The 25,548-nt window shown below is 42.8% G+C and carries 18 protein-coding genes and 1 tRNA gene; 4 read left to right on the forward strand and 15 right to left on the reverse strand.

The genetic code is table 11. The annotated features are described in order from the left end of the window. Nucleotides 1–13 precede the first annotated feature (13 nt). Genes EW142_RS10180 through EW142_RS10210 form a run of 7 tightly spaced genes read right to left on the reverse strand, consistent with a single transcriptional unit; the run spans nucleotide 14 to nucleotide 9,860 of the window. On the reverse strand, nucleotides 14–1,072 hold the full coding sequence (locus tag EW142_RS10180) for a cytochrome c oxidase subunit II (RefSeq protein WP_130613511.1): 1,059 nt from the start codon (nucleotides 1,070–1,072) through the stop codon (nucleotides 14–16). Between the two features lie 28 nt (nucleotides 1,073–1,100). After that, on the reverse strand, nucleotides 1,101–2,438 hold the full coding sequence (locus EW142_RS10185; RefSeq protein WP_130613513.1) for a quinol:cytochrome C oxidoreductase: 1,338 nt from the start codon (nucleotides 2,436–2,438) through the stop codon (nucleotides 1,101–1,103). Nucleotides 2,439–2,459: 21 nt separating this feature from the next. Beyond that, nucleotides 2,460–3,032: a c-type cytochrome gene (locus EW142_RS10190; protein WP_240740196.1), complete on the reverse strand. Its 573-nt coding sequence runs from the start codon at nucleotides 3,030–3,032 to the stop codon at nucleotides 2,460–2,462. A gap of 4 nt (nucleotides 3,033–3,036) precedes the next feature. Beyond that, nucleotides 3,037–3,561 (reverse strand): DUF3341 domain-containing protein, encoded by a 525-nt coding sequence (locus tag EW142_RS10195; RefSeq protein ID WP_130613517.1) that lies wholly within the window; start codon nucleotides 3,559–3,561, stop codon nucleotides 3,037–3,039. Between the two features lie 2 nt (nucleotides 3,562–3,563). Next, complete coding sequence (gene nrfD / locus EW142_RS10200; RefSeq protein WP_130613519.1) at nucleotides 3,564–5,312, reverse strand: NrfD/PsrC family molybdoenzyme membrane anchor subunit; 1,749 nt, start codon at nucleotides 5,310–5,312, stop codon at nucleotides 3,564–3,566. A 33-nt stretch (nucleotides 5,313–5,345) separates the two neighbouring features. Next, the gene (locus EW142_RS10205; protein ID WP_130613521.1) at nucleotides 5,346–8,462 is read right to left on the reverse strand and encodes a TAT-variant-translocated molybdopterin oxidoreductase; all 3,117 of its coding nucleotides are present in this window, start codon (nucleotides 8,460–8,462) and stop codon (nucleotides 5,346–5,348) included. A gap of 30 nt (nucleotides 8,463–8,492) precedes the next feature. After that, the gene (locus EW142_RS10210; RefSeq protein WP_130613523.1) at nucleotides 8,493–9,860 is read right to left on the reverse strand and encodes a c-type cytochrome; all 1,368 of its coding nucleotides are present in this window, start codon (nucleotides 9,858–9,860) and stop codon (nucleotides 8,493–8,495) included. A gap of 219 nt (nucleotides 9,861–10,079) precedes the next feature. On the opposite strand from EW142_RS10210, the gene EW142_RS10215 reads away from it, so the two are divergent. Beyond that, on the forward strand, nucleotides 10,080–10,469 hold the full coding sequence (locus EW142_RS10215; RefSeq protein WP_130613525.1) for an SPOR domain-containing protein: 390 nt from the start codon (nucleotides 10,080–10,082) through the stop codon (nucleotides 10,467–10,469). Between the two features lie 37 nt (nucleotides 10,470–10,506). On the opposite strand, the gene infB is transcribed toward EW142_RS10215, so the two are convergent. The 4 genes from infB to EW142_RS10235 form a co-directional block, all read right to left on the reverse strand. After that, nucleotides 10,507–13,215 carry a translation initiation factor IF-2 gene (infB, locus tag EW142_RS10220; RefSeq protein WP_130613527.1) on the reverse strand — a complete coding sequence of 903 codons (2,709 nt, stop codon included), beginning with the start codon at nucleotides 13,213–13,215 and terminating at the stop codon, nucleotides 10,507–10,509. 45 nt (nucleotides 13,216–13,260) lie between these two features. Next, on the reverse strand, nucleotides 13,261–14,493 hold the full coding sequence (gene nusA, locus EW142_RS10225) for a transcription termination factor NusA (RefSeq protein WP_130613529.1): 1,233 nt from the start codon (nucleotides 14,491–14,493) through the stop codon (nucleotides 13,261–13,263). Nucleotides 14,494–14,506: 13 nt separating this feature from the next. Continuing rightward, entirely contained in the window at nucleotides 14,507–14,968 is a 462-nt protein-coding gene (gene rimP / locus EW142_RS10230) for a ribosome assembly cofactor RimP (protein ID WP_130613531.1), read from the reverse strand. Between the two features lie 151 nt (nucleotides 14,969–15,119). Then, a tRNA-Gln gene (locus EW142_RS10235) sits at nucleotides 15,120–15,191 on the reverse strand. A 170-nt stretch (nucleotides 15,192–15,361) separates the two neighbouring features. Between EW142_RS10235 and EW142_RS10240 the strand changes: the two genes are divergently transcribed. Next, a complete protein-coding gene (locus tag EW142_RS10240; protein ID WP_130613533.1) occupies nucleotides 15,362–18,694 on the forward strand; it encodes a glycosyltransferase family 117 protein in 3,333 nt (1,110 codons plus the stop codon). 24 nt (nucleotides 18,695–18,718) lie between these two features. Here EW142_RS10240 and EW142_RS10245 read toward each other — a convergent pair whose 3' ends face one another. Together EW142_RS10245 and EW142_RS10250 are read right to left on the reverse strand one after the other, a co-directional pair. After that, nucleotides 18,719–19,015: a thioredoxin family protein gene (locus EW142_RS10245; RefSeq protein WP_130613535.1), complete on the reverse strand. Its 297-nt coding sequence runs from the start codon at nucleotides 19,013–19,015 to the stop codon at nucleotides 18,719–18,721. Between the two features lie 90 nt (nucleotides 19,016–19,105). Next, nucleotides 19,106–20,338: a metallophosphoesterase gene (locus tag EW142_RS10250; RefSeq protein WP_130613537.1), complete on the reverse strand. Its 1,233-nt coding sequence runs from the start codon at nucleotides 20,336–20,338 to the stop codon at nucleotides 19,106–19,108. 170 nt (nucleotides 20,339–20,508) lie between these two features. Here EW142_RS10250 and polA point away from each other — a divergent pair, with 170 nt between their 5' ends. Beyond that, on the forward strand, nucleotides 20,509–23,343 hold the full coding sequence (polA, locus tag EW142_RS10255) for a DNA polymerase I (protein ID WP_130613539.1): 2,835 nt from the start codon (nucleotides 20,509–20,511) through the stop codon (nucleotides 23,341–23,343). A 117-nt stretch (nucleotides 23,344–23,460) separates the two neighbouring features. Here polA and EW142_RS16725 read toward each other — a convergent pair whose 3' ends face one another. Then, complete coding sequence (locus tag EW142_RS16725) at nucleotides 23,461–23,622, reverse strand: hypothetical protein (RefSeq protein WP_165395255.1); 162 nt, start codon at nucleotides 23,620–23,622, stop codon at nucleotides 23,461–23,463. Nucleotides 23,623–23,785: 163 nt separating this feature from the next. Continuing rightward, nucleotides 23,786–24,232, reverse strand: coding sequence for a MarR family winged helix-turn-helix transcriptional regulator (locus EW142_RS10260; RefSeq protein ID WP_130613541.1), 447 nt, complete (start codon nucleotides 24,230–24,232; stop codon nucleotides 23,786–23,788). Nucleotides 24,233–24,410: 178 nt separating this feature from the next. Here EW142_RS10260 and hppD point away from each other — a divergent pair, with 178 nt between their 5' ends. Then, nucleotides 24,411–25,544, forward strand: a complete 1,134-nt coding sequence (hppD, locus tag EW142_RS10265) for a 4-hydroxyphenylpyruvate dioxygenase (protein WP_130613543.1) — start codon at nucleotides 24,411–24,413, stop codon at nucleotides 25,542–25,544. Nucleotides 25,545–25,548 lie beyond the last annotated feature (4 nt).

Below are 25,548 nucleotides of genomic sequence, written 5' to 3' on the forward strand. Positions count from 1 at the left end.
CTTTTCCTAGCCTTTACTCTACAGGTGTAATCGTTTGCCCAAACGTCACCTGTTCGGCCATCCACTTATTATATTCTTCCTCGGTCTCCACAATAATCTTCATCTGCATATTGTAGTGGGATTTTCCGCAAATCTTGTTGCAAAGCAATATGTAGTCATACTCCCATGGGTCCGAATTAGGTCTACCTTCTGCAGCCCACTTGGCGCGCAATGCGTTTGTTCTTTTTACTTTATCTACCACATCAGGATTCAATCTAATTTCCTCTGTGGTCACTGTCGGAGTAAACGAAAATTGTGTGATCATCCCAGGAACACAGTTCATCTGCGCCCTAAAATGCGGCATATACGCGGAATGTAGCACGTCTTGGGAACGCATCATAAAATTCACTTTGCGACCAACGGGTAGGTGTAATTCTTTTACAATGACATCATCTGTTGCATTTGGATCGGATTCATCAAGACCTAATACGTTTGCTCGGTCAATATCAATAAGTCGCACACTGGCATCGCCAAGTACATTGTCCTCTCCACCATATCTTGCGGTCCAGTTGAATTGCTGTGCATATAGCTCAACTATCAAAGGATCATCTTCATCATTTACATCCATGATATTGGTCCAGGTATACAATCCCCAAAGAATCAAACCGGCCAAAACAATTACAGGAATAATGGTCCAAATAAACTCCAGCCTGTCATTATCAGCAAAGAACAAGGCCTTCTTACCTTTTTCACCCCTATACTTGTACCCGAAATAGTGTAAAAGCCACTGGGTAATCGTCTGCACAAAAAAGATAATGGCAAATGACACCCACATCAACTGATCGTATTCCCCGCCATGGGCGGAGGAAGCTTCTGGAAGAAGCATCTTGGAATACTTGGCAAAACTAAATATGGTGATTCCATAAATAAAGATCACAAAGACGAACAATAAATAACCGTTGTACTTGTTATCGGAATCGTTTGCTACCTCTGAGTGCTCTGCTTTAAGCTGGGACAATTCAAAAATCTTGGTCATTTGCCAGATTGCAATTGCTACCAGAACTAAAACAGTCAATGTTAATAATGCAGTCATTGTATATCTTTCTAAGACTTAAATCGTATTAATAATGAAATTGTCTACTTTCCTCAATAAATGGATTGCGTTTCGGCTGTAATGCTTCCTTGGTCAACGTATTGAACGTCCAGTAAGTAAACAGTCCTCCAAAAAACAAAATACCTCCTATTTCAGGAATTCCAATGTGCCACTGGTCTCCAACTGTCGCCGGCATTACCATAACGAATACATCCAAATAATGTCCGAGCAAAACCACTATTCCTGTCATAATCACAAACCAATTCACTCTTTTGTAATCACTGTTCATCAGCACCAACAATGGGAATATAAAGTTCATGGCCACCATTCCAAGGAATGGAAGCTGGTAATCTTGAAAACGAGCTACAAAATAGGTAACCTCTTCAGGAATGTTGGCATACCATATCAACATGAACTGGGCGAACCAAAGGTATGTCCAGAAAATGCTAATACCGAACATAAATTTGGCCAAATCGTGAATATGGCTATCGTTAACCTGCTCTAAGTATCCTTTGGATTTTAAGTAAATGGCAACAATGGCAATTGTGGTGATTCCTGATACAAACATACTGGCAAACAGATACCATCCAAACAAGGTACTGAACCAGTGTGGATCTAAACTCATGATCCAATCCCACGACATCATAGATTCACTGACCAAATAAAATACCAAGAAGGCTGCGGACCATCTAAAATTCTTAACGAAATTCGAGTTGTCATCCGAATTATCTTGAGCCAAGGAGAGTTTTCTGGAATATTCCCTGTAGAAAATCCATCCGCCTAAAAATATAGCCGCTCTTATCAAGAAGAAAGTGGGATTCAAATAACCTGCTTTGCCCTGAAGTAATTTATCATGGGCCACAGTATCGGCATCCATCCAAACGAACATGTGGTTCATATGCAATACGGAAAGTACCAAAATCACAAACACAATGATTCCACCGGGAACCAAATAAGCCGTAATACCTTCCATTATCCGAAACAGCAAGGGTGACCAACCGGCCTGGGATGCTCTTTGTACCGCATAAAAAGCAAGTACACCCAATGCAATCATAAAGAAAAAGAAAGCAGCAACATACAATGCTGCCCAAGGTCTATTTTGCAGTTGGTGCAGTAAATGTTCATCGTGCGCGGCGCTATGGTCTTCACCATGCGCGGCAGCTTCACCATGATCTGTTTCTTCACCATGGGTCGCAGCAGCTTCTTCTCCGTGTCCGCCCCCATGTCCATCGTCATGTGCTGCTACCATTGCTTTTGCTTCTTCCACGGTGCTCGGTGCAGAAAGGAAGCCCGAGGCAAGGCAAATCAATCCGACTGCCATCGCGATGAAAGAACCTATTTTGAGTCTATTTGAAAACGTATACATAGTTCTTGTGCTATCTTTCCTTTATTTGGTTAGGTCTTCCTTTAATTGCATTACATATTCCGCCACTTGCCATAGCTCTTCCTCATTTTCCAATTGAGCAGCATAGGAACCCATGGAGTTCAAACCGTAATACATGGTATGGTACGTGCTTCCCACAGTGATGTTACGTGCAACATCATCATAACTGGGAACACCTAATATTTTTTCTCGTTTTACCAAAGTCCCTTGACCAGCACCTTTATTACCGTGGCAAATGGCGCAGTAAATATCATATAACTCTTTTCCCTTGGCCAGATTGGTTTCTTTTTGAAGGGAGTCCAATGGACTGGGTTGCAATCGTGCCAATTCCTTTCCTTCAAGTGTATTCTCAAACTCGTAGGGCATATATCCTCTTGAGATGGTGTTCTCTGCAGGCAACAAAGCTTCTGTTCCCTCAGGGAACAAACCATTGTCCACCGCCTCGTAGGTTTCATACCCGACAGATTCATACATGTTTGGCATGTACTGGTAATTAGGGCTATTCTTGTTGAAACACGATGTGAACACAAGCACAAAAGCCAATACAAAGGTTACTTTACCAAAGGTCTTGATCATCTTATTACTTTTTTTTGGGAACATGGACCTCAACGGCTCCTGTTTCCAACAACAAACTTTTTAATGCTTCCTCATCCTTCCCGACCTCAACTTCCACCAAAAATCGGTCATCAGTAGTTCGAATATCCGGATTTTCAGCTTTCTTAAAAGGCCACATCCTACTTCTCAAGTAGAAGGTAATCACCATAAGGTGGGCTGCAAAGAAAACGGTCATCTCAAACATGATCGGAACAAATGCCGGCATGTTTTCCAAATAGGTAAAGCTAGGTTTACCACCAATATCTTGGGGCCAATCCGCAATCATGATGTAGTTCATCATCACAATGGCCACGGTAAGTCCCAAACATCCATACATAAAAGATGTAATCGCTATTCGTGTATCGGCCAGTCCCATGGCTTTGTCCAAACCGTGAACGGGAAAGGGGGTATACACTTCTTCAATATGGTATTTTTCTGAACGAATTTTCTTGACAGCGTTCATTAACACGTCATCATCGTCGTATATCGCTTTGAATGTGGTTGCTGCCATGATTATTTATCTAAATTGATTAATCCTTTTGCTTGACCTGCCCAGTCGTCACGTTGTGCTCTCCCTGGGAAAGAACCTGTAATGGAATCCAAAAGATTGTATTCCTTTTCGGTCATTTTACTTACCTGAAGGAAAGAGAAAATACCAATTTTATTCAAGGTTTTCTCCATCAATGGGCCTATGCCCTTTACCTTTTTTAAGTCATCCGGAGTGTCCGTATCCACATTGAAACTTCCAATGGAACTCAACAGTTGGGTTACGGGGGCTCCTAAAACTCCACCTGAAGGGGCCTCTTCTTTTTGCGTTTCGTCTTCATCTACATCCACCTCAATGATCACACCATTGGTTGGTTTCGTATATAAAGGTTTTCCCGCATCGCGAAGCACTTTAAAGCGTTCTCCTGATGATTTCAGAATGGACTTTACTTCGGCCTGCGCAATAACCGGGAATGTTCTGGAATACAATAGGAACAAAACGAAGAAGAATCCAATGGTTCCAATAAATATTCCGATATCTACAAAAGTTGGCGAGAACATCGTCCAAGAAGATGGAAGGTAATCCCTGTGCAAGGAGGTCACGATGATAACAAAACGCTCAAACCACATTCCAATGTTAACCACAATGGAGATAAAGAACGAGAACATGATGCTCGTACGTAATTTTTTGAACCACATAAATTGTGGAGAGAACACATTACAGGTCATCATGGACCAATAGGCCCACCAGTAAGGACCGGTAGCTCTGTTCAAAAACGCGTACTGTTCATATTCCACACCAGAATACCAAGCGATAAACAACTCTGTGATATAGGCACATCCCACAATGGAACCTGTAATCATAATCACAATGTTCATCAATTCAATATGCTGAACCGTAATGTAGGCTTCTAAGTTACATACCTTTCTCATGATGATAAGAAGGGTCTGCACCATCGCGAATCCAGAGAAAATCGCTCCTGCAACAAAGTATGGCGGGAAGATGGTGGTGTGCCATCCTGGAATCACCGAAGTGGCAAAGTCAAAAGATACAATGGTGTGTACGGAAAGTACAAGTGGTGTTGCCAAACCTGCTAAAACCAAGGAAACTTCTTCAAAACGTTGCCAGTCTTTGGCCCTACCTGTCCAACCGAAGCTCAACAGACTATAAATTTTCTTTTGGAAGGGTTTGATCGCCCTATCACGAATCATGGCAAAATCAGGTAAAAGACCTGTCCACCAGAATACCAAGGATACCGATAAATAGGTAGAGATCGCAAATACATCCCAAAGCAAAGGAGAATTGAAATTCACCCAAAGGCTACCAAATTGATTGGGAATGGGAAGTACCCAGTAGGCCAACCAAGGTCGTCCCATGTGTATGATAGGGAACAATCCTGCTTGGATAACCGAAAAGATGGTCATTGCCTCTGCAGAACGGTTAATGGCCATTCTCCATTTTTGTCTGAAGAGCAAAAGTACAGCCGAAATCAGTGTTCCTGCGTGACCAATACCTACCCACCAGACAAAGTTTGTAATATCCCAAGCCCAGTTGACGGTTCGGTTAAGACCCCAAACCCCTATACCTGTTGATATGGTATAGATGATACATCCTAGACCCCAAAGAAAAGCAACAAGTGCAATGCTGAATACTATCCACCAGTGCTTATTGGCCTTTCCCTCAACCGGTCGAGCGATATCCACGGTAACATCATGGTATCCTTTGTCTCCCAGTACCAGGGGTTTTCGAATAGGTGCTTCGTAATGCGACGCCATAATTTATATTCTAATTACTTTCTTATTTATTGATTATGCCTCATCCGTATTTCTCACCTTCACATGATAGAATACATTGGGTTTTGTACCCACATGCTCCAACAAATGGTACATTCTATCATCCTTCTTAAGCTCTGCCACCTTGCTTTCCTCATCATTGATATCTCCAAACACAATAGCTCCAGAGCTACAGGCAGAAGAACAAGCGGTTTGGAATTCTCCATCCTTGATTACACGACCTTCACGTTTAGCGTCCAAAATGGTCTTTTGTGTCATTTGGATACATAGTGAACATTTCTCCATGACCCCTCGTGAACGTACATTCACATCTGGGTTGATGACCATTTTACCAAGATCGTTGTTCATATTGAAATCGAACTCGTCATTGTTGTTATACAAGAACCAATTGAACCTTCTTACTTTGTAAGGACAGTTATTGGCACAGTATCTTGTTCCCACACAACGGTTATAAGCCATGTGGTTTTGACCCTGTCTACTGTGTGCAGTAGCAGCAACCGGACAAACGGTTTCGCATGGTGCGTGGTTACAGTGCTGGCACATTACCGGCTGGAAGGCCACCTGAGGATTCTCTGATGGATTCTCCAATTCGAGCATTGTAGCCCTGTAGCCATCAGCAGACTCATCTTTTGTCTGTTCATCCTGAGCGAATGTTTCTTCGGAAGAATAGTAACGGTCAATACGCAACCAATGCATATCCCTAGACAGTCGGATTTCTTTCTTTCCAACTACAGGTACATTGTTTTCAGCATGGCAGGCAATTACACAAGCACCGCATCCCGTACAGGCGTTCAAATCAATGGACATATTGAAATGGTGTCCAATGGAACGATCAAATTCTTGCCACAAATCCGCATCAGGAGAGGTAACTGGAATCTCTTGATGATTCAAAGTCACTTGAGGCATGTAATTCCATTCATGCTTATCCTTGGTATTGAAAATTTCCAAGGTGGTCTCCTTAATGATATCTCCACGCCCCATCATGGTTTTATGCAGCTGTACACATGCGAACTCGTGCATGCCTGAAGCTTTTTCCACAGTCACATTCTGGGATTCAGAGAAGTTTTTATAGAGTGAAAAGGCATTGACGCCAGTTGCCATTTCGGCTTTCATACCTGCCCTCCGGCCATATCCAAAGGAAAGACCAATTGTATTTTTTGCTTGACCCGGTTGAATGATAACTGGAACATTTTCCAAGACGGTTCCATCGACGGTAAGCTTGGCATAACTTCCATCCAGACCACCGTTGGCTACATTTTCATTTTCGAAGCCCCATTGTTCGGCATCTGCCTTTGAAACTGTGATGTAGTTGTCCCAGGAAACCCTTGAAATCGGATCAGGGAATTCTTGAAGCCAAGGGTTGGTAGCTTGTCTACCATCTCCCATTCCAACTTTGGAGTAAAGCACCAATTCGGTTCCTCCGCTTGTGGAATTTACCAAAGAGCGCACAGCCGCTGCAATAGGCGCAATGCTCGACTGCTCAGCTGAAGATTCATCCTCAGAAGAAGCGGTCGCATCTGTTACTTCAACATCAGCCACTGGGGTTTCGGAGGTAACAAACACGCCATCTTGAAGCGCCTGGTTCCAACTGGATCCTTGAAGGATTGAAGTGTCCCAAGTTTCTTTAATATAGTCGTAATAGCTTTTATCGTTGCCCATCCATGTCAACAAGGATGATTGAAACTGTCGGGTATCAAAAAGCTCTCGAATCGTTGGCTGGGCCAAGCTGAAATGTCCTTTTTTGATTTGAGCGTCACCCCAAGATTCTAAATAATGAGAAGCCGCTGCAACGTATTTTGCAGCTTGTGCTGTTTCATCGTTATTATATGCGAAGCTTACAGAAACATCCACCTTTTCCAAACCGGAAACAAAATCAGCCGCATTGGGTAAACTGTAAGCAGGATTCACGCCATCCATAATCAAGGCTCCTACTCTTCCTGCATTCATATCTGATACCAGCTTGTTCACCTTTGCAACATCTCCTTGACGAACATATCGTGGTTGTTCGGCATTCATTGCCTCACTGGACAGCAGTTTATTAATGGCCAATACAACTGTTTGGGCATTAATGTCATTAAGTCCCGTAACCACTACGGCTTTACTTCCCGCTTTGCGTATATGGGCTGCCATCTGATCAACGGCCTCATCCACATCAGAAGTACCTCCTCCTACATTGCTGCCATTCAACTTTCCGTACAACTTCGCCAAAGCAATTTTCTGCTGTGTCGGTGTCATCGGATAGCGGTGGTCCGCATTGGCGCCTGTCAAAGACATATTGGATTCTAGCTGGATATGCTTTGACATTTTCCCGTTTTTGGGAACACGTCCTTTTGCATAACTGCTATCATATCCTCCTCCTTGCCAATCTCCAAGAAAATCAGCTCCGAAGGAAACAATCAGCTCTGCTTTTTCGAAATCATAATCCGGCAAAGCCCTTTCTCCATACATTGTATTGAAGGCATTCAACGCAGCGTCTTCAGAAATGGCATCATACACTACATGTGATGTATTGGGATAAGCTTCTTTGAACTCAGCAATCAACCGATCTGTAGAAGGACTGGCATGGGTTTGAGTCAACAGAACAATCTGTTGGTTTGAGTTGGCCAAACTGCCCAACTTGGCCCTTACTGTAGCGTCTAATATTTTCCATTCAATCGGCTCTCCATTAGCCATGGGGCCTTGAACTCGGGTGCTATCGTACAGGGAAAGCACTGAAGCTTGGACCCTGGCATTGGCGCCCCCATTTACCTTGGCATCGGTATTGTTCTCAATTTTTATTGGTCTTCCCTCCCGGGTTTTCACCAAAATACTGGCAAAATCAAACCCATCTGCAATAGTGGTAGCATAGTAGTTCGCAACACCGGGAACAATTCTATCGGGTTGGAAAACGTAGGGAATGGATTTGTGCACAGGCCCTTCGCACGCAGCAACCGCAGCGGCAGCTGTACTAAAACCCACATATTTCAGGAAGTCCCTTCTATTGGTCGTTGTAGCCGAGAGGTTTTCTTTGTCTCCCAAAAACTCATCAACAGGAATTTGTTCCGTGAATTCATTTTGTCTTAGCGCCTCAACAATGGAATCGTTTGGATTTAACTCCGCTTCGCTCTTCCAATATTTTTTGTTCGATGCCATACGATATATCTGAGATTATCTTCTTTTAAATTAATAGTGACATTTGCCACATTCAAGGCCGCCCATCATAGCTGCTGTCAATTCTTCAACACCGTACTTTTTGGAAAGTTCGGCATGAATTGCCTCGTAATATTCATTACCCTCTACCTTGATGTTGGTCTCACGGTGACAGTTGATACACCATCCCATGGTCAACGGAGCGTATTGGTACATGATTTCCATTTCCTCAACAGGACCATGACAGGTTTGACATTCTATCCCCGCAACGCTCACGTGTTGGGAGTGATTGAAATAGGCAAAATCAGGAAGATTGTGGATGCGAACCCATTCGACCGGCTGGGTTTCCCCAGTGTATCTTTGGTTTTCTTCATCCCAACCCACAGCCTTGTATAACTTTTTGATCTCACCCGTATAGAATTCATTGGTGTATCCGTTGGCCAAATCCTCTGCACTTGGCCCTTCAGGATTTCCTGTGTATTCGTAAATGGACTTGTGGCAGTTCATACAAACATTCAAAGACGGGATTCCAGAATGTTTAGAAACCCTTGCTGAAGAGTGGCAATATTTACATTCAATCTTATTGTTACCAGCATGTATTTTATGTGAATAATGGATAGGCTGCACCGGTGCGTACCCTTGGTCCACACCAACCTGCATCATCCATCCGTAGGCAAAATACGCACTGCCCAACAAAAGGAAAATAGCAGCGACCAAAACCAAAAACTGATTCTGGGCAAATGCCTTCCAAATGGGAACGCGCTTTTCTGCTTTGGCCTTTTCCAAAACAACGCCATTGGCCCGGGCAATACTCCGAAGGGTATTGTTGACCAAAAAGAGCATAATCACCAAAAGCCCAAAAACCAGGACAAGGGCACCTAAAATTATTTCGTTGGAAATACCTCCCGAACCTTCACCACTTCCACCTTCCGATTCAGCAGTAGCGGTTGCAGCGGCAGGTGCTGGAGGAGGAGCGGCTGTATAAGCCAAAATATCGTCTATATCTTGATTGGAAAGTGTTGGGAAGGCGGTCATCGCCGCTTGATTGTACTCTGCGTAAATCTTATTGGCATAAGAATCGCCAGAGGCAATCATTCCTGCACTGTTCTTAATCCAAGTATATAACCATTCGCGGTCCAATCCCTCATCTTCCGCCAATCTGGTTTCAACATTGGCCAACGCGGGACCTGTCATTTTTCGATTCAAGGCATGGCATGCCGCACAGTTCTGGTTAAACAATTGCTTCCCTTTTACCGGGTCACCATCACCAGATGCACTAGCTTCCTCTGCAACAACCTCTGTAGCCGCTGCCTCTTCCTGCGCATAAAATGAAGTTGAAAAAAGTAGGAGGGAAAGACCTAGAACATTTGTAAATAGATGGCGGTTTAAAACCTTTTTCATACTTGCGAAGTTTCTGTCGAAATCTTTGGTACGGTTATTTCTACTAAACAATTAAAATAGCAGCTTTTTGCCGTATTAAAAATTGGACACAAAAGTACGACATAGAGTGATTTTTCAAAATCTTAAAGGATTTATAAATACTAATTTATAAACGTTCTAAATAATGTTCCGTTCACTTGTTTAACTTTGAAAAAATTACATTTGCATAACACCCAAATTATGAAGCACATAAATCACATGAAAACCCTATTTTTTATAGCTTTCTCGATGTTTTCAGTAGCACAACTATTAGCTCAAGAAGGTAGTATTACTATTGAACAGGACCCTAAGATTGACCAGTTATTAAAGGTCTATGCAGAAGTAAATTCCAAAGCGGAATACTATCAAATCCAAGTAGGTTTTGGCAGCTTTCAAAAGGCACAAAACTTAAAGACCAAGGTTGATCTTGACTTTCCTGGCTGGTACTCAAAAATCGAATTTGAATCCCCTACCTATCGGGTGCGATTGGGAAAATTTAAAACAAAATTGGAAGCGGAACGAAAATATTTGGAAGTTCGAAAAAAGTATCCCGATGCTATGCTCCTAAAACCTGAGAGCAACTCCAGATAAAAATAAAAAATCCCACTTTCGTGGGATTTTTTAATCTCTATAATTTCTTTTTGACGGCCACTTCTTGGAAGGCTTCTACAATATCACCCTCCTTGATGTCATTGTAGTTCTTAACCTGCAGACCGCAATCGTATCCCTTGGAAACTTCCTTCACATCGTCCTTAAATCGTTTAAGGGAAGCAAGTTCGCCCGTAAAGATTACGACCCCATCACGAATCAAGCGTATTTGGGAGTTTCTGAATATCTTTCCAGTAGTGACCATACAACCGGCAATGGTACCGACCTTGGAAATTTTAAAGGTCTCACGTATCTCGGCGTTTCCTGTAATTTCTTCCTTGATTTCGGGAGATAGCATCCCTTCCATCGCGTCCTTAAGGTCATTGATAGCATCATAAATAATGGAGTACATTCGAATATCGATTTCCTCCCTATCCGCCACAGATCTAGCGTTACCCATAGGCCGCACGTTAAACCCAATTATAATTGCATCGGAAGCGCTTGCCAAAAGAACATCTGATTCCGTAATGGCACCTACTCCTTTGTGAATGATATTTACCTGAATCTCATCAGTTGACAATTTTTGGAAGGAATCGGTAAGAGCTTCCACAGAACCATCCACATCACCTTTTAAGATAATATTCAATTCCTTGAATTCTCCTAGCGCAATTCGTCTACCAATCTCATCCAAGGTAATGTGCCTTTGGGTCCGAACCGATTGCTCTCTTTGCAGTTGCGATCGTTTTGCAGCAATTTGCTTGGCTTCCCGTTCATCATCCAAGACATTGAAACGGTCTCCTGCCTGCGGTGCACCATCCAATCCTAGTATGGATACCGGCGTGGCGGGGCCCACTTCCTTAACGTCTTTTCCGCGTTCGTCTTGCATGGCCTTAACTTTACCACTACACGTACCGGCCAAAACATAATCTCCTATCTGCATTGTACCTGATTGCACCAAGACAGTAGAAACATATCCCCGACCTTTGTCCAAGAACGCCTCAACAACTGTACCTGAAGCCAGCCTGTCTGGATTGGCTTTCAATTCCAACAATTCGGCCTCCAACAATACTTTTTCCAAAAGCTCCTTGACGCCTTGACCGGTTTTGGCCGAAATATCGTGGGATTGGATTTTCCCTCCCCAATCTTCAACCAAAAGGTTCATTGCCGCCAAGCCTTCCTTAATCTTATCAGGGTTGGCTGTGGGCTTATCTATTTTGTTTATTGCAAAAACAATAGGAACATTCGCTGCTTGGGCATGACTGATAGCTTCCTTGGTTTGAGGCATAATGTCATCGTCCGCAGCCACTACGATAATGGCTATATCCGTGACTTGGGCACCACGTGCACGCATCGCGGTAAACGCTTCGTGACCTGGCGTATCAAGAAAGGTTATACGCTGTCCATCTTGCAGAGTAACGCCGTAAGCACCAATATGCTGTGTAATTCCACCGCTCTCACCGGCAATAACATTTTCTTCACGGACATAATCCAGCAAGGATGTTTTACCATGGTCAACGTGACCCATAACCGTAACGATGGGGGCTCTTGGTTTTAAATCTTCTGGTGCGTCCACTTCCTCCTCAATGGATTCCTCAATCTCGGCGGTTACAAACTCAACTTCATAGCCAAATTCATCAGCAACTATGGACAATGTTTCTGCATCCAAGCGTTGGTTCATGGTCACCATAATCCCTAAGGACATACAGGCTGAAATAATCTCGGTAGTGGAGACATTCATCATCGTGGCCACCTCATTGACCGTAACAAATTCGGTCACTTTAAGAATCTTGCTCTCCAATTCCTGAAGCTCAAGATCTTTTTCGGTTTGTTGCCTATGTTGGTCTCTTTTTTCCCTTCGGTATTTGGCTCCTTTGCCTTTAGCGGATTTACCTTGAAGTTTTTCAAGGGTTTCCCTTACCTGCTTTTGTACTTCTTCTTCAGTGGGCTCAACTTTAGGAGCCGAACTACGTTGTCCCCCTCTACGGCCTTGTCCATTTCCGCCTCGGCCACCTTGACGATCACCTCTACCGGCTTGAGGACCTGTTTTACTGATGATGCGTTTTCTTCTCTTTTTTCTATCAGCTCCCTGGGCGGTATCTTTCGACTCCTCTTTCTTGGTCTCTTCTTTCTTCTTCTTGGGCTTTTCGAATTTGGAAAGGTCAATTTTATCCCCAGTTATTTTTGGTCCGGAAAGTTTCTTGTACTGAGTCTGTATGGTTTCCGGTTCTTTTTGTTCTTCTTGGGCAGTTTCTGTTTTCCCGGTTTCCTCTTTGGAAACTGGCACTTCCTCCTTTTCCACTTTTTCCTCCACAACCTCAGGAGCTTTGACTTCAGGTTGTTCTTGGGTTGGAGCTTCCTCTGTAATCGTCTCAGCTTCTGGTTTTTTGTCCAGTTCGATCTTTCCAACCGTCTTTGGACCAGAAAGTTCAACCTTAGCCTTGATTACCTGACTTTGAGCTTGCCTACGTTCTCTGGCCAATCGGCGCTCTTCCTGCTCTTGCTCAATTTGAATACGAAGGGCTTCTTTTTCCTTGCGCTTCTCTTCGCCCACTTCCTTGGAAGCTACCTTTTTGCTCTTGTCAGTCTGGAATTCATCCAACAGGACCTGATACACCTCATCACTGATTTTAGTGGTAGGACGTGCCTCCACCTCATGTCCTTGATCAGAAAGATAATCTACTGCCCGATCCAATGAAATGTTCAATTCCCTTAGAACTTTGTTAAGTCTTATTGTTGGGTTTCCTGCCATAAATTGTTTTTGCTTACCCTAAAAATTCGGTACTAATATACTAGTTTAATCTTCAAACTCTTCTTTGAGAATCCGAACCACATTTTGAACGGTTTCCTCTTCCAAATCGGTTCGTTTGATCAAATCGTCGACGTCTTGCTCTAAAACGCTTCTTGCCGTATCCAATCCAATCTTTTTGAACTCATCGATCACCCAGCTTTCTATCTCATCGGAAAACTCGGTCAACTCAACATCTTCTTCAACCCCTTCGCGGAACACATCAATCTCATAACCAGTCAACTGACCTGCCAAACGAATGTTGTGCCCTCCTCTACCAATGGCCTTTGAAACCTCCTCGGGTTTAAGATAAACTTGGGCGGTTTTCTTTTCATCATCCAATTTTACAGATGACACTCTCGCCGGACTCAACGCGCGGGTCACCATCAATTGTGAATTGTTGGTCCAATTAATTACATCAATATTTTCATTGCCCAATTCACGAACAATTCCATGAATTCGAGACCCTTTCATTCCTACACATGCTCCAACAGGATCAATACGGTCATCATAAGAATCAACGGCAACCTTGGCTTTCTCACCAGGAATACGTACCGCTTTTTTTATTGTGATGAGGCCGTCAAAAACCTCTGGTATTTCTTGGAAGAACAACTGCTCTAAGAAAATCGGTGAGGTTCGCGACATAATAATCGAAGGTTTGTTTCCCTTAAGTTCAACACTTTCGATTATTCCACGCACATTATCTCCTTTTCTAAAGAAATCAGATGGTATCTGTTTTTCTTTGGGAAGAATGATTTCATTCCCTTCGTCGTCCAATAAAATAATCGCCTTATGACGAATGTGGTGCACCTCGGCGGTATAAATCTCGCCTTCAAGGTCCTTGAACTGCTTATAAATTGTGGTATTGTCATGCTCGTGGATTTTAGAAATCAAATTCTGGCGTAAGGCCAAAATTGCACGACGTCCCAAATCCATTAATTTCACTTCTTCCGAAACATCTTCACCAACTTCAAAGTCAGGTTCAATTTTTCTAGCTTCACTCAAGGAAATTTCTTCATTGGGTTCTTCCACTTCACCATCTTCCACAACCACACGGTTTCTCCAAATCTCTAAATCTCCCTTATCTGGGTTGATGATAATGTCAAAATTTTCATCTGAACCAAATTTTCTCTTCAAGGCCCCTCGGAAAACTTCTTCCAAAATGGCCATAAGGGTAACCCTATCTATAAACTTATCGTCCTTAAATTCCGAAAAGGATTCGATGAGCGCTAGGTTTTCCATTTTTGAACTTCAATTAAAATTTTAATACAACTTTTGCTTCTTCAATTTCAGAAAATGCAATTTCCCGCTTTTTCTGAACAGTTACCTTACCCTTGCCAACTGGTTTGGGTTCGCGTGTTTTCCACTCTAATGTGATATGATCGTCGTTGGCATCGGTCAAATTGCCCTCAATCTCTTCTCCGGCGGTTTTGACCTTTAATTTTCTACCAATATTTTTTTTATACTGTCGTGGCATTTGCAAAGGAGAAGTGGCTCCTGCCGAGGTTACCTCAAGGGCAAAGTCCTCTTCTTCCCTGTCCAAATTATGCTCGATGGCCCTGCTCACGTCCATGCAATCTTGCAGATTCACCCCATCATCACCATCCAAAACAACCCGAACGGTATTGTCTCCTCCCACGGTCATATCAATTAGAAATAGCGAGGGATGCTTTTTTAGAGCTTTATCCAACAACTCCTTCACCTTTTCTTTCAACATAGATTTTAGTAATAAAAGAGGGGACTCGAAGTCCCCTCATGAATACTTTTATATCCGTTCAGTGGCGCAAATATACAACATTATAAGAGTTTGCGCAAAGGGTATCAGAAATAAAAAACCCCAACGGAAAGTCGGGATTTTTTGTTTTAAGTTGGCCTACAAGGACTCGAACCTTGAACGACTGAACCAAAATCAGCTGTGTTACCAATTACACCATAGGCCAGTACCACATTTGAGCGTGCAAATTTAAGACAAACTTTCATTTCGACAAATATTTTAAGGAGAATCGAAAACAAATCGCACCCAGACTTCCTGTTAAAGCTTTTCCTAAAATGAATAGTCTTCTGTTCGAGATTTACTAAATTCGCCCCAACTTGGTAACAACCCATCTTTATGTTCGCAAAAGACTTCAAGAAATGGGATACCATCCTAGGATGGGTCTCTTTTACCATTGCTTTTATCGTCTATGCTCTCACCGTTGAACCCACAGGCAGTTTTTGGGATGCCGGAGAATACATAACTACCTCTGCCAAGTTGCAGGTTGGACATCCACCTGGCGCCCCCTTACTTCAAATGATCGGGGCCTTCTTCTCTTTATTTGCTTTTGGGGATAGCTCAAAAATAGCATTGATGGTCAATTCAGTATCCATTGTCTCCAGTGCCTTTGCTGTACTATTTACCTTTTGGACCATCACCAATTTGACCCAAAAACTGATATCGAAGAAAAAAGCTATCACCAACAGCAAGGCCATTGCCATTTTCGGCAGTGGATTGGTAGGTGCACTTGCTTTTACCTTTTCCGATAGTTTTTGGTTTAACGCAGTAGAGACAGAGGTTTACGCCATGGCCAGTTTAATTATGGCCTTACTACTATGGATGGGGCTTAAATGGACCGATAATTTAGATGACGTAAGAGGCAACCGATGGCTACTTTTAATTTGCTTTATCATTGGTCTTACCTTCGGAATCCAGTTTATGGGATTTTTGGCCATTCCTACCATTGGTCTGTTGTATTACTTTAAAAAGTACAAGACGACCACTGTTAAGAATTTTCTGTTGGCCAATATCGTAGTGGTCATCTTGCTCATCCTGGTTTATAAATTTTCCTTGACCTATGTTCTGAGGTTATTCGGATGGAGCGAGGTTTTCTTTATCAATAGTATTGGGCTTCCCTTCAATTCAGGAACCATTATTATGGGTCTGTTGTTTATTGGCGCCTTCTATTTCGCTTTGCGATATACTCGAAAAAATCAGTTTTATATGGGCAATACCATCGTGCTTTGCCTTATGTTTTTGATTCTAGGGTTTTCCTCCTGGATGATGTTGCCCATTAGGGCCAATGCAAAAACCGTGGTCAACGAAAATGACCCTTCTGATGCACGCTCACTTCTGGCCTATTACAATAGGGAGCAATACCCCGGGGTGGAAAGTCCATTTTACGGGGCCTATTATTCTGACACTTTTGCGCCTGCGGGCGAAGACATCAATGATAAGCCCAAGTATGAGAAGGATGAAAAGTTGGGGAAATATGTCATTGTCAACAATTATGAGGGAGCCCTTCAAGGTCCCAATGAAAAACATGTGGGACTCCTTCCCCGAATGTGGAGTGACCAACATGCCGAAAATTACATGCGCTATTTTGGTGTTCTCGAGTTTAAAATTAAATCGGAATACATCTCGAACAATGAACTTCGCGAGGCGGTGGCACAATTTAAGGCTGCGGTGGCACAGGGAGAATTGGACACCGAACAATACATTCGTTTCTTACGGGATTTTAGTGAGTACATAGAAGTGGAACCTCCTACGTTTTGGCAGAATGTCCGATATCTTTTTCAATTCCAATTTGGCTATATGTATATGCGCTACTTTATGTGGAATTTTGTGGGTAGGCAAAACGATGTTCAAGGCCGATATGATGAAAACGGACATTGGCTAAGTGGAATTGGGTTTGTTGACAGTATTCGTCTAGGAAGCCAAAATAACCTTCCCAGCGATTGGGAAAACAACAAAGCAAGAAACACCTATTTTTTCTTGCCTTTGCTCTTGGGAATCATTGGAATCGTGTTTCAAGTTTCAAAGAATCCCAAACATTTTTGGGCGCTTTTTGTGTTCTTCATTTTCACTGGGCTAGCAATTCAGTTCTACACCAATCCCTATATTTTTCAACCCAGAGAAAGAGACTACTCCTTGGTAGGCTCCTTTTATATATTCTGTATTTGGATTGGAATAGGGGTGTATGGTCTTTTTGATGAAGTCCGAAAACTGTTGGCCGCAAAAATTGCCGCTCCGGCAATTTCCATTCTTTGTTTGTTGGCTGTGCCTTTTTTAATGGCATTCCAAAACTGGGATGATCATGACCGTTCAAACCGATATACGGCCAGGTCCACAGCTAAGGCTTATCTTGATTCCTGTCAAGAAGAAGCTGGGGCCATCCTGTTTACCATTGGAGACAACGATACTTTCCCACTCTGGTATGCGCAAGAAATTGAAAACCACAGAACCGATGTACGGGTTGTAAACACGAGTCTATTTGCAACGGATTGGTATATAGACCAAATGAAGCGAAAGGCCTATGAAAGTGAACCCATTCCTTCGCAATTGACGCACGATAAATATCACTATGGTGCCAGGGATGCAGTGTACTATCAGAACATTACGGACAACCGCTGGAACATAAAAGACTTTATGAACTGGATTGGAAGTGATAAGCCCCAAACCAAGTTCAAGTATCTGTTGGAAAAACAAGGGGCTGATCTTAGTGAATATCCAGAAAGTAATCTGGACATCGTTTATTACCCAACGAACAAGATTCGAATACCCGTAAACAAACAAAATGTTCTCGAAAGTGGATTGGTTAAGCAGAAGGATGCGCATTTAATTGTGGACTACATTGACATTGACCTCCCGAGGAGTGCGCTTCCCAAAAATCGTATTTTAATGCTGGACCTCATCGCCAACAACGAATGGAAACGTCCCATTTATTTTTCTGGAGGGAGTTTTGACAGTGCTGAATACATTTGGATGAAAGAATATCTTCAATTGGATGGTTTAGTGTATAAGCTGGTACCGATTAAAACCGAAAACCGAAACAGCTTTGAAATGGGTCGAATCGATACCGAGCTCATGTACGATATTGTCAAGAAATGGGACTGGGGCAACTCTGGAAGTAGTGATATATACCATGATCCGCAGACCCGCTCCCAAGGGTTGTCCTTTAGAAGCAACTTGGCCCGCCTCACCGAAACTTTAATTAGCGAAGGTAAGATTGAGAAAGCCAAGGAGATCATCAATATTGCCATGACCAATTTACCTGTGGACCATTATGGCTTTTATGCCTTTGTGGAACCCTACGTGGATGGATACTATAAAGTGGGCGAAACAACAAAGGCAAGGGAACTCTATGAAAAATTAAGAAAGGTCTACCAAGAACGATTGGAATATTACTCTGGTGCTCCACTAGATGAACAATATGAAAAAATTGATGATATTTTGGCCGACATGCAGGCTTATCGAAGGAATATTGACATCCTGATTGAGAATCAGGACAGGGACCACGCCGAGAAGGAAACCGTAATCTTTAACGAGTACATTGACAAATTTTCGCAATTTGTAGGTGATGACGAGGAAGTTTTCGAAGACCCCATGGTACCAGACCCCGATTTGGAAGATTCCATTCCTTTGGACACCATCCCTATGGCGGAAGATTCCGTATTACAAGAAGAATAAAAAAAGCGAGGTGAAAACCTCGCTTTAAATATATTCGTTCAAAATGCCGATTAGCGTATTGGCGTCTTGTTCGCCACTCTGGCGCCAAACCATTTCGCCTTTTTTATAAATCATTAGGGTCGGCAGTCCCTTGATTCGCAACGCCTGGGAAAGCTCTTTGTTTTTGTCAACATCAATCTTGATCACCTTTCCTTTATCTCCCAATGCAGCAGCAACATCCCTAAGCACAGGATGCATAGAGGTTGATTGCTCATTCCACTCAGCATAAAAATCTAGTAGAACGGGAATGTTTAAGTCAATTAGTTCACCAAATTTGGACATAGGTATTTATTGGGTTCGTCAGCCAAAAGTAAGAAAATTTGTTAAAATTATTCCTTGAACGCTAGACTTGGGTAAAGGGCTGTGTTAAATTCAGGTTAAACCTTTCTTTTTAAGGGTAATCACTGAGATTTCAGGCCAAATTCCAAATCTTCCTGGATAACCGATAAACCCAAACCCACGGTTGACATTAATATATTGTCCCACCTCTTCATAAAGTCCAGCCCAATATTTGTAGCGCCATTTTACGGGACTCCATTTTACCCAACCAGGAATTTCAATACCAAATTGCATTCCGTGCGTATGTCCGCTAAGGGTAAGATGGTAATGGTAATCATCACTTACTACCTGTTGTTCCCAGTGCGATGGGTCATGGCTCATTAAAATTTTGAAATCCTCTTTTTGAATTCCCTCAACGGCCTTTTTCAGGTCGCCTGCTTTCTTAAATCCACCGGCACCCCAGTTCTCCACCCCTACCAAGGCTATCTTTTTACCATTTTTCTCCAAATAGCGGTGTTCATTCAATAGAAGATCGAACCCTATATCCTTTTGTAGGTTTATCAGGTCCACCAAGTTTTGCTCTTTGGCTTCAGCGGAAGGCCAACTCGCATAATCCCCATAGTCGTGGTTCCCCAAAACGGAAAACTTTCCATCCCTTGCATCCAGTTTGGCAAACAAATCGGCCCATGGTTCCATTTCATCAGCCTTGTTGTTGACCATATCCCCAGTGAAGAGAATAACATCGCTATTTTGCTCATTGATGAGATTTATTCCATAGGCCACTTTATCATAATCGTCAAAGCTGCCACTATGCACATCAGATATTTGGGTGATTTGATAGCCATCAAATTCATCGGGTAGGTCTTCGAACTCCAGAGCGTATTTTAGAACCTTATAGTTGTATTTTCCACGATACATCCCATAGAGCAGTGCTCCAAAGGGCAACGCTCCAATCCCGAGTGCCAACGTGCTCACAAACTTCCTTCGGGATGGAAAATAACTTTGACCTTCCGTAATCCCAACTATTTTTCGATAGCCGGCAGAAAACAGACGGGTTACATCTTCTAAGATCATAAAGGAACCCAACACCATTCCCAAAATGAAAAACGAGAAAAATATACCCCCGGCAACCGCCGTGGAAGGGTTCATCGCAGAACCAGGCTGATAATTATTGAGTTTTATCATGAAGTAGATCATAGCTCCCAGGAAAAGAATTCCGTAACTCCATTGCGCAAAAGGGTTTTTGAACAAGGTTCGAAAAGCTTGAAAGCCATAAACTGCAGAAATGATGTATAGTATAGAAACTATTATAAAGAATCGAGGCATGTCAATTTTTTTTGCAAAGGTATTTTTTAATCCCTTAACACCTTAAATTTTAGTAATATTTAACCTGTAGGTTATTAGACGATTAGCATTACATTTCGTTACTGCGCAAAATTCCACGGTTGGCTTTTCACATTAATTCGTAGCTTTGGTTCTCTTCCAATTTATCGACAATGTCTGACCAAAAACGACTCTTTTTACTTGATGCCTACGCCCTGATATTTAGAGGGTACTACGCCTTGATCAAAAATCCGAGAATCAATTCCAAAGGCATGGACACTTCGGCCATCATGGGCTTTGTAAACTCACTTTTCGATGTAATCAAACGGGAACAGCCCGACCATTTGGCTGTGGCCTTCGATAAGGGAGGTAGCGTAGAACGTACCGAGTTGTTTGAAGAATACAAAGCCAATCGCGATGAAACTCCAGATGCCATCAAGATAGCAGTTCCTTACATCCAAAACATATTGAAGGCTATGAAAATTCCGGTTGTAGAATTGGAAGGCTATGAGGCCGACGATCTCATAGGCACATTGGCCAAACAGGCCGAAAAAGAGGACTACAAAGTTTTCATGGTTACTCCAGATAAGGATTTTGGCCAGCTGGTATCGGAAAATATTTTTATGTACCGCCCTGCCCGAATGGGTAACGGAATTGAAGTTTGGGGCATCCCCGAAGTACAAAAACGTTTTGGTGTGGAGCGTCCTGAGCAGGTGATCGATTACTTAGGAATGATGGGAGATGCAAGTGACAACATTCCTGGACTTCCCGGAGTAGGTGACAAAACCGCCAAAAAATTCTTAGCCGATTTTGGTTCCATGGAGGATCTATTGGCCAACACCGACCAGCTCAAGGGGAAAATGAAAGAGAAGGTGGAAGCCAATGCGGAACTGGGTCGACTTTCCCGGAAACTTGCTGAAATTAAGACCGATTGCGAAGTTACCTTCAATGCGGAGGATTTTGAGATGTGCGCACCTGATAGTGAGAAAGTTCAGGAAATTTTTGAGGAACTTGAATTTAGGAGGCTCAAGGATCAATTCATTAAAATATTTTCAGGAGAAGCCACCCCTAGCACCCAAGTTACCAGCACAGAGACCGCTAAACAAGAAGTAAAAGTCGCCGGTAGTGGCCAGTTTACGCTTTTTGGAGGTGATCCTGCTGAAGCCGCTGCCACTATAAAAGATGTAAGTGGTAGAAAGACTGTTTCGGATGTATCCCATTTCTATCAAACCATTCAAAACGGATTGGGGTTGACTCTTTTTCTGGAGAACTTGATGACACAAACTTCTGTTTGTTTCGATACGGAGACTACCTCCATCAATCCGTTGGAAGCCGAATTGGTTGGTATTGCGTTCAGTTGGGGTTCCGGCAAGGGGTTCTACGTCCCGATTCCTGAGGAAAGAGAAAAAGCACAGCAAGTGGTGGAACAACTTCGACCCTTTTTTGAGGCAGAATCCATTGAAAAAATTGGGCAGAATCTCAAGTACGATGTAAAGGTGATGAAGAATTACGGTATCGAGGTTAAAGGAAAGCTTTTCGATACCATGCTGGCGCATTATCTCATCAACCCTGATATGCGACACAATATGGATGTGCTTTCGGAAACCTACCTTAATTACACCCCTGTTTCCATTACGGAACTCATTGGTAAAAAAGGTAAAAACCAGTTGAGCATGCGCCAGGTTCCGCTGGACAAACAAACGGAATATGCCACAGAGGATGCTGATATCACATACCAACTGGCCCAACATTTTAGACCTGAGCTCAAGCAAGCCAGCATCCTGAAATTGTTCGAAGAGATTGAAGTGCCCTTGCTCCGCGTATTGGCCGATATGGAACGGGAGGGCATTAATTTGAACAAGGAATTTTTAGATGGCCTTTCTGCTAAACTGGATGAGGATATCAAAATCTTGGAAACTAAAATTTATGAACAGGCAGGGGAAGAATTCAATATTGCTTCGCCCAAACAATTGGGCGACATCCTTTTTGGAAAGCTAAACCTTGTGGAAAAGCCTAAAAAAACCAAGACAGGGCAGTTTTCCACTGCGGAAGATGTGCTGTCCTACCTCGCCAAAGATCATGAAATCATTCAAAATGTACTGGATTATCGCGGTCTTGCCAAATTAAAGAGCACCTATGTGGATGCTTTGCCAAACGAGGTGCAAGCCCATAGCGGCCGAGTGCACACCGACTATATGCAGACCGTGGCCGCTACAGGCCGATTGAGCAGCAATAACCCGAATCTTCAAAATATTCCTATCAGAACTGAACGGGGAAGGCAGGTACGCAAGGCTTTCATTCCAAGGGACAAAGATCACGTGCTTCTTGCAGCCGACTACTCTCAAATTGAATTGCGAATCATTGCGGCATTAAGCGAAGAGGACACGATGATCACCGCATTTAAAAATGGCGAAGATATTCATGCATCCACTGCTTCCAAGGTTTTTAATGTACCGATAGAGGAAGTGACCCGAGAACAAAGAGGTAACGCCAAAACGGTCAACTTCGGAATCATTTATGGGGTTTCCGCATTTGGGCTCAGCAACCAGACGGATTTAAGCCGAACCGAGGCCAAAGAATTGATAGATACCTATTATAAAACCTATCCCAAATTGCGCAATTACATTAGCGAGCAGATTGATTTTGCACGGGAGCATGGCTATGTGCAAACCGTTTTGGGGCGGCGGCGATACCTAAAAGATATCAATGCGGGCAACCAAGTGGTGCGTGGTGCAGCAGAGCGAAATGCCGTTAATGCACCCATTCAGGGTAGTGCGGCGGATATCATTAAAATTGCCATGATCAACATCCACAAAAAATTGAGGGAGGGAGGATACAAAACCAAAATGCTGCTGCAGGTACACGATGAATTGGTCTTCGATGCCTACAAACCAGAGCTGGAAACTGTTAAAAAACTCATTAAAACCGAAATGGAGAATGCCTACGAGTTGGCAGTTCCTCTAGATGTGGAAGTGGGCATCGGTGAGAATTGGTTGGAGGCGCATTAAAGTCCATTACACACCAATATGGATGGTACCCCTTATTTCATTCTTGGTTTTGTCACCTGAAAACAAAAAAGGCACCCGAGGGGTGCCTTTTCCTTTAAATGGTTATTCCTTTTTTACTTACCAGCCAAAAGCCAGTTTTAATTTAGATTTTCTTGTTTTTTTAACTTCAGTTTTTACTTCTTGTTCTGCCAATCGGGCATCTTTTTCGAAGTGGGCAAACATCTCCATGGAAAAGGGATAGGCCTGCCATACGTTAGGATAATGTTTTAACTTTCTCATGCTACTGTTTTAAGATAAATGAGTCGCAAAATTCCCATAAAGCTTACGGTGGCAAAACAACAGAATTTTCCTATTTCTATGGTATTTTAACCCAACCAATGCTTTTTAACAATTTTTTTGGTTAAGATGCTATATTTCTACAGGAAATTATGGAGAATCGGGGCTATTCAGGACTGTAATTTTCACCAATACGGTCCAATACCTTCAAAAAAGTTTCAAATTCGAGTACATCCAAATCTTTGATGGCCCTTTTTCGCAGTTGAACCGCATGGGGCAATACTTGATTGATAATCCCTTCACCTTTTGGAGTCAGTTCAAGCTTAAATCGCTTTTGATCGCCTTTGAATCTTGATTTAGTAATCCATCCTTTATTTTCCAATCGGCCAATGACTCGGGAGGTTGTGGCCCGGTTTCGGAAGTTGGTCCGAACAATTTCACGCTGCGACGCTTCATCCCCGAGCTCCGAAATACGGTGTAAAATCACCCATTGCTCAATGGTCATATCCACACCCAACTGCTCAAAAGTACGCAGATAAGCGTCTTGGACTTTTCGAAGAACTAAATCCAAGTGCAATCCTATTCCCGAAATTTCATCGATTTGATTGAGCATAATTTACGTCTCTTTTTAGGGCAATACGTCGTTGAATTTCTTTTGACAGCAATACCCTAATAATGCTAGATCACTTTTAACCTAATTTTTTGTTTCGAAAACGCTTTCGTAATCCAAAAATAGTTATTTTTGTTGCACTAACAACAATAATTGATTTATACTTAAAAATATATTTCCCATGGAAACAGCAGCAATATCCCAAATGCCCGATGCCACTAAGGACTTTATGCCCATTAATGGTACCGATTATGTAGAGCTCTATGTGGGCAATTCCAAACAAGCGGCCCACTTTTATAAAACTGCCTTTGGTTTTCAATCCTTGGCTTACGCAGGCCTTGAAACGGGACTAAAAGACCGAGAGAGTTATGTAGTAGTCCAAGATAAGATTCGTTTGGTATTGACCTCTCCCCTTAACAGTGGTACCGAAATCGGAAAACACATCGACAACCACGGAGATGGTGTTAAAGTTGTAGCCCTTTGGGTTGATGATGCCACTTACGCCTATAACACCGCCATGGAGCGAGGTGCCAAATCATATATGGAACCTGTCACCGAAGAAGACGCATCCGGAAAAGTGGTTCGCTCCGGTATTTATACCTATGGAGAGACCGTACACATTTTTGTAGAACGCAAAGATTACAACGGCACCTTTCTACCTGGATATAAAAAATGGGAAACTCCAGAATACAACCCAGCACCCACTGGTTTAAAATATGTGGACCATATGGTAGGCAACGTAGGCTGGAACAAAATGAACCACTGGGTAGAATTCTATGAAAAAGTGATGGGCTTTAAAAATATCCTTTCTTTTGATGATGATGATATTTCCACCGAATACACCGCCTTGATGAGCAAGGTAATGAGCAATGGCAACGGTCGTATTAAATTCCCAATTAACGAACCTGCCGAAGGAAAGAAAAAATCTCAAGTGGAAGAATACTTGGATTTCTACGAAGGAGAAGGCGTTCAGCACGTGGCCGTAGCCACCGACGATATCATCAAAACGGTTCGTGATCTGCGCAGTCGAGGTGTTGAATTCTTACGTGTACCGGACACTTATTACGAAGCCGTTACCGACCGAGTGGGTAAAATTGATGAGGACATTGCTCCATTGAAAGAGCTGGGGATTTTGGTCGATCGGGATGATGAGGGTTATTTGTTACAGATTTTCACCCGTCCGGTGGAGCCCAGACCCACCATGTTCTTTGAAATCATCCAAAGAAAAGGTGCACAGTCGTTCGGAAAAGGTAACTTTAAGGCATTGTTCGAAGCCATTGAGCGTGAGCAAGAACTTAGAGGTACATTACACTAAAAAA

The sequence above is a fragment of the Flagellimonas allohymeniacidonis genome, from assembly GCF_004296335.1.
Lineage (GTDB): Bacteria > Bacteroidota > Bacteroidia > Flavobacteriales > Flavobacteriaceae > Flagellimonas > Flagellimonas allohymeniacidonis.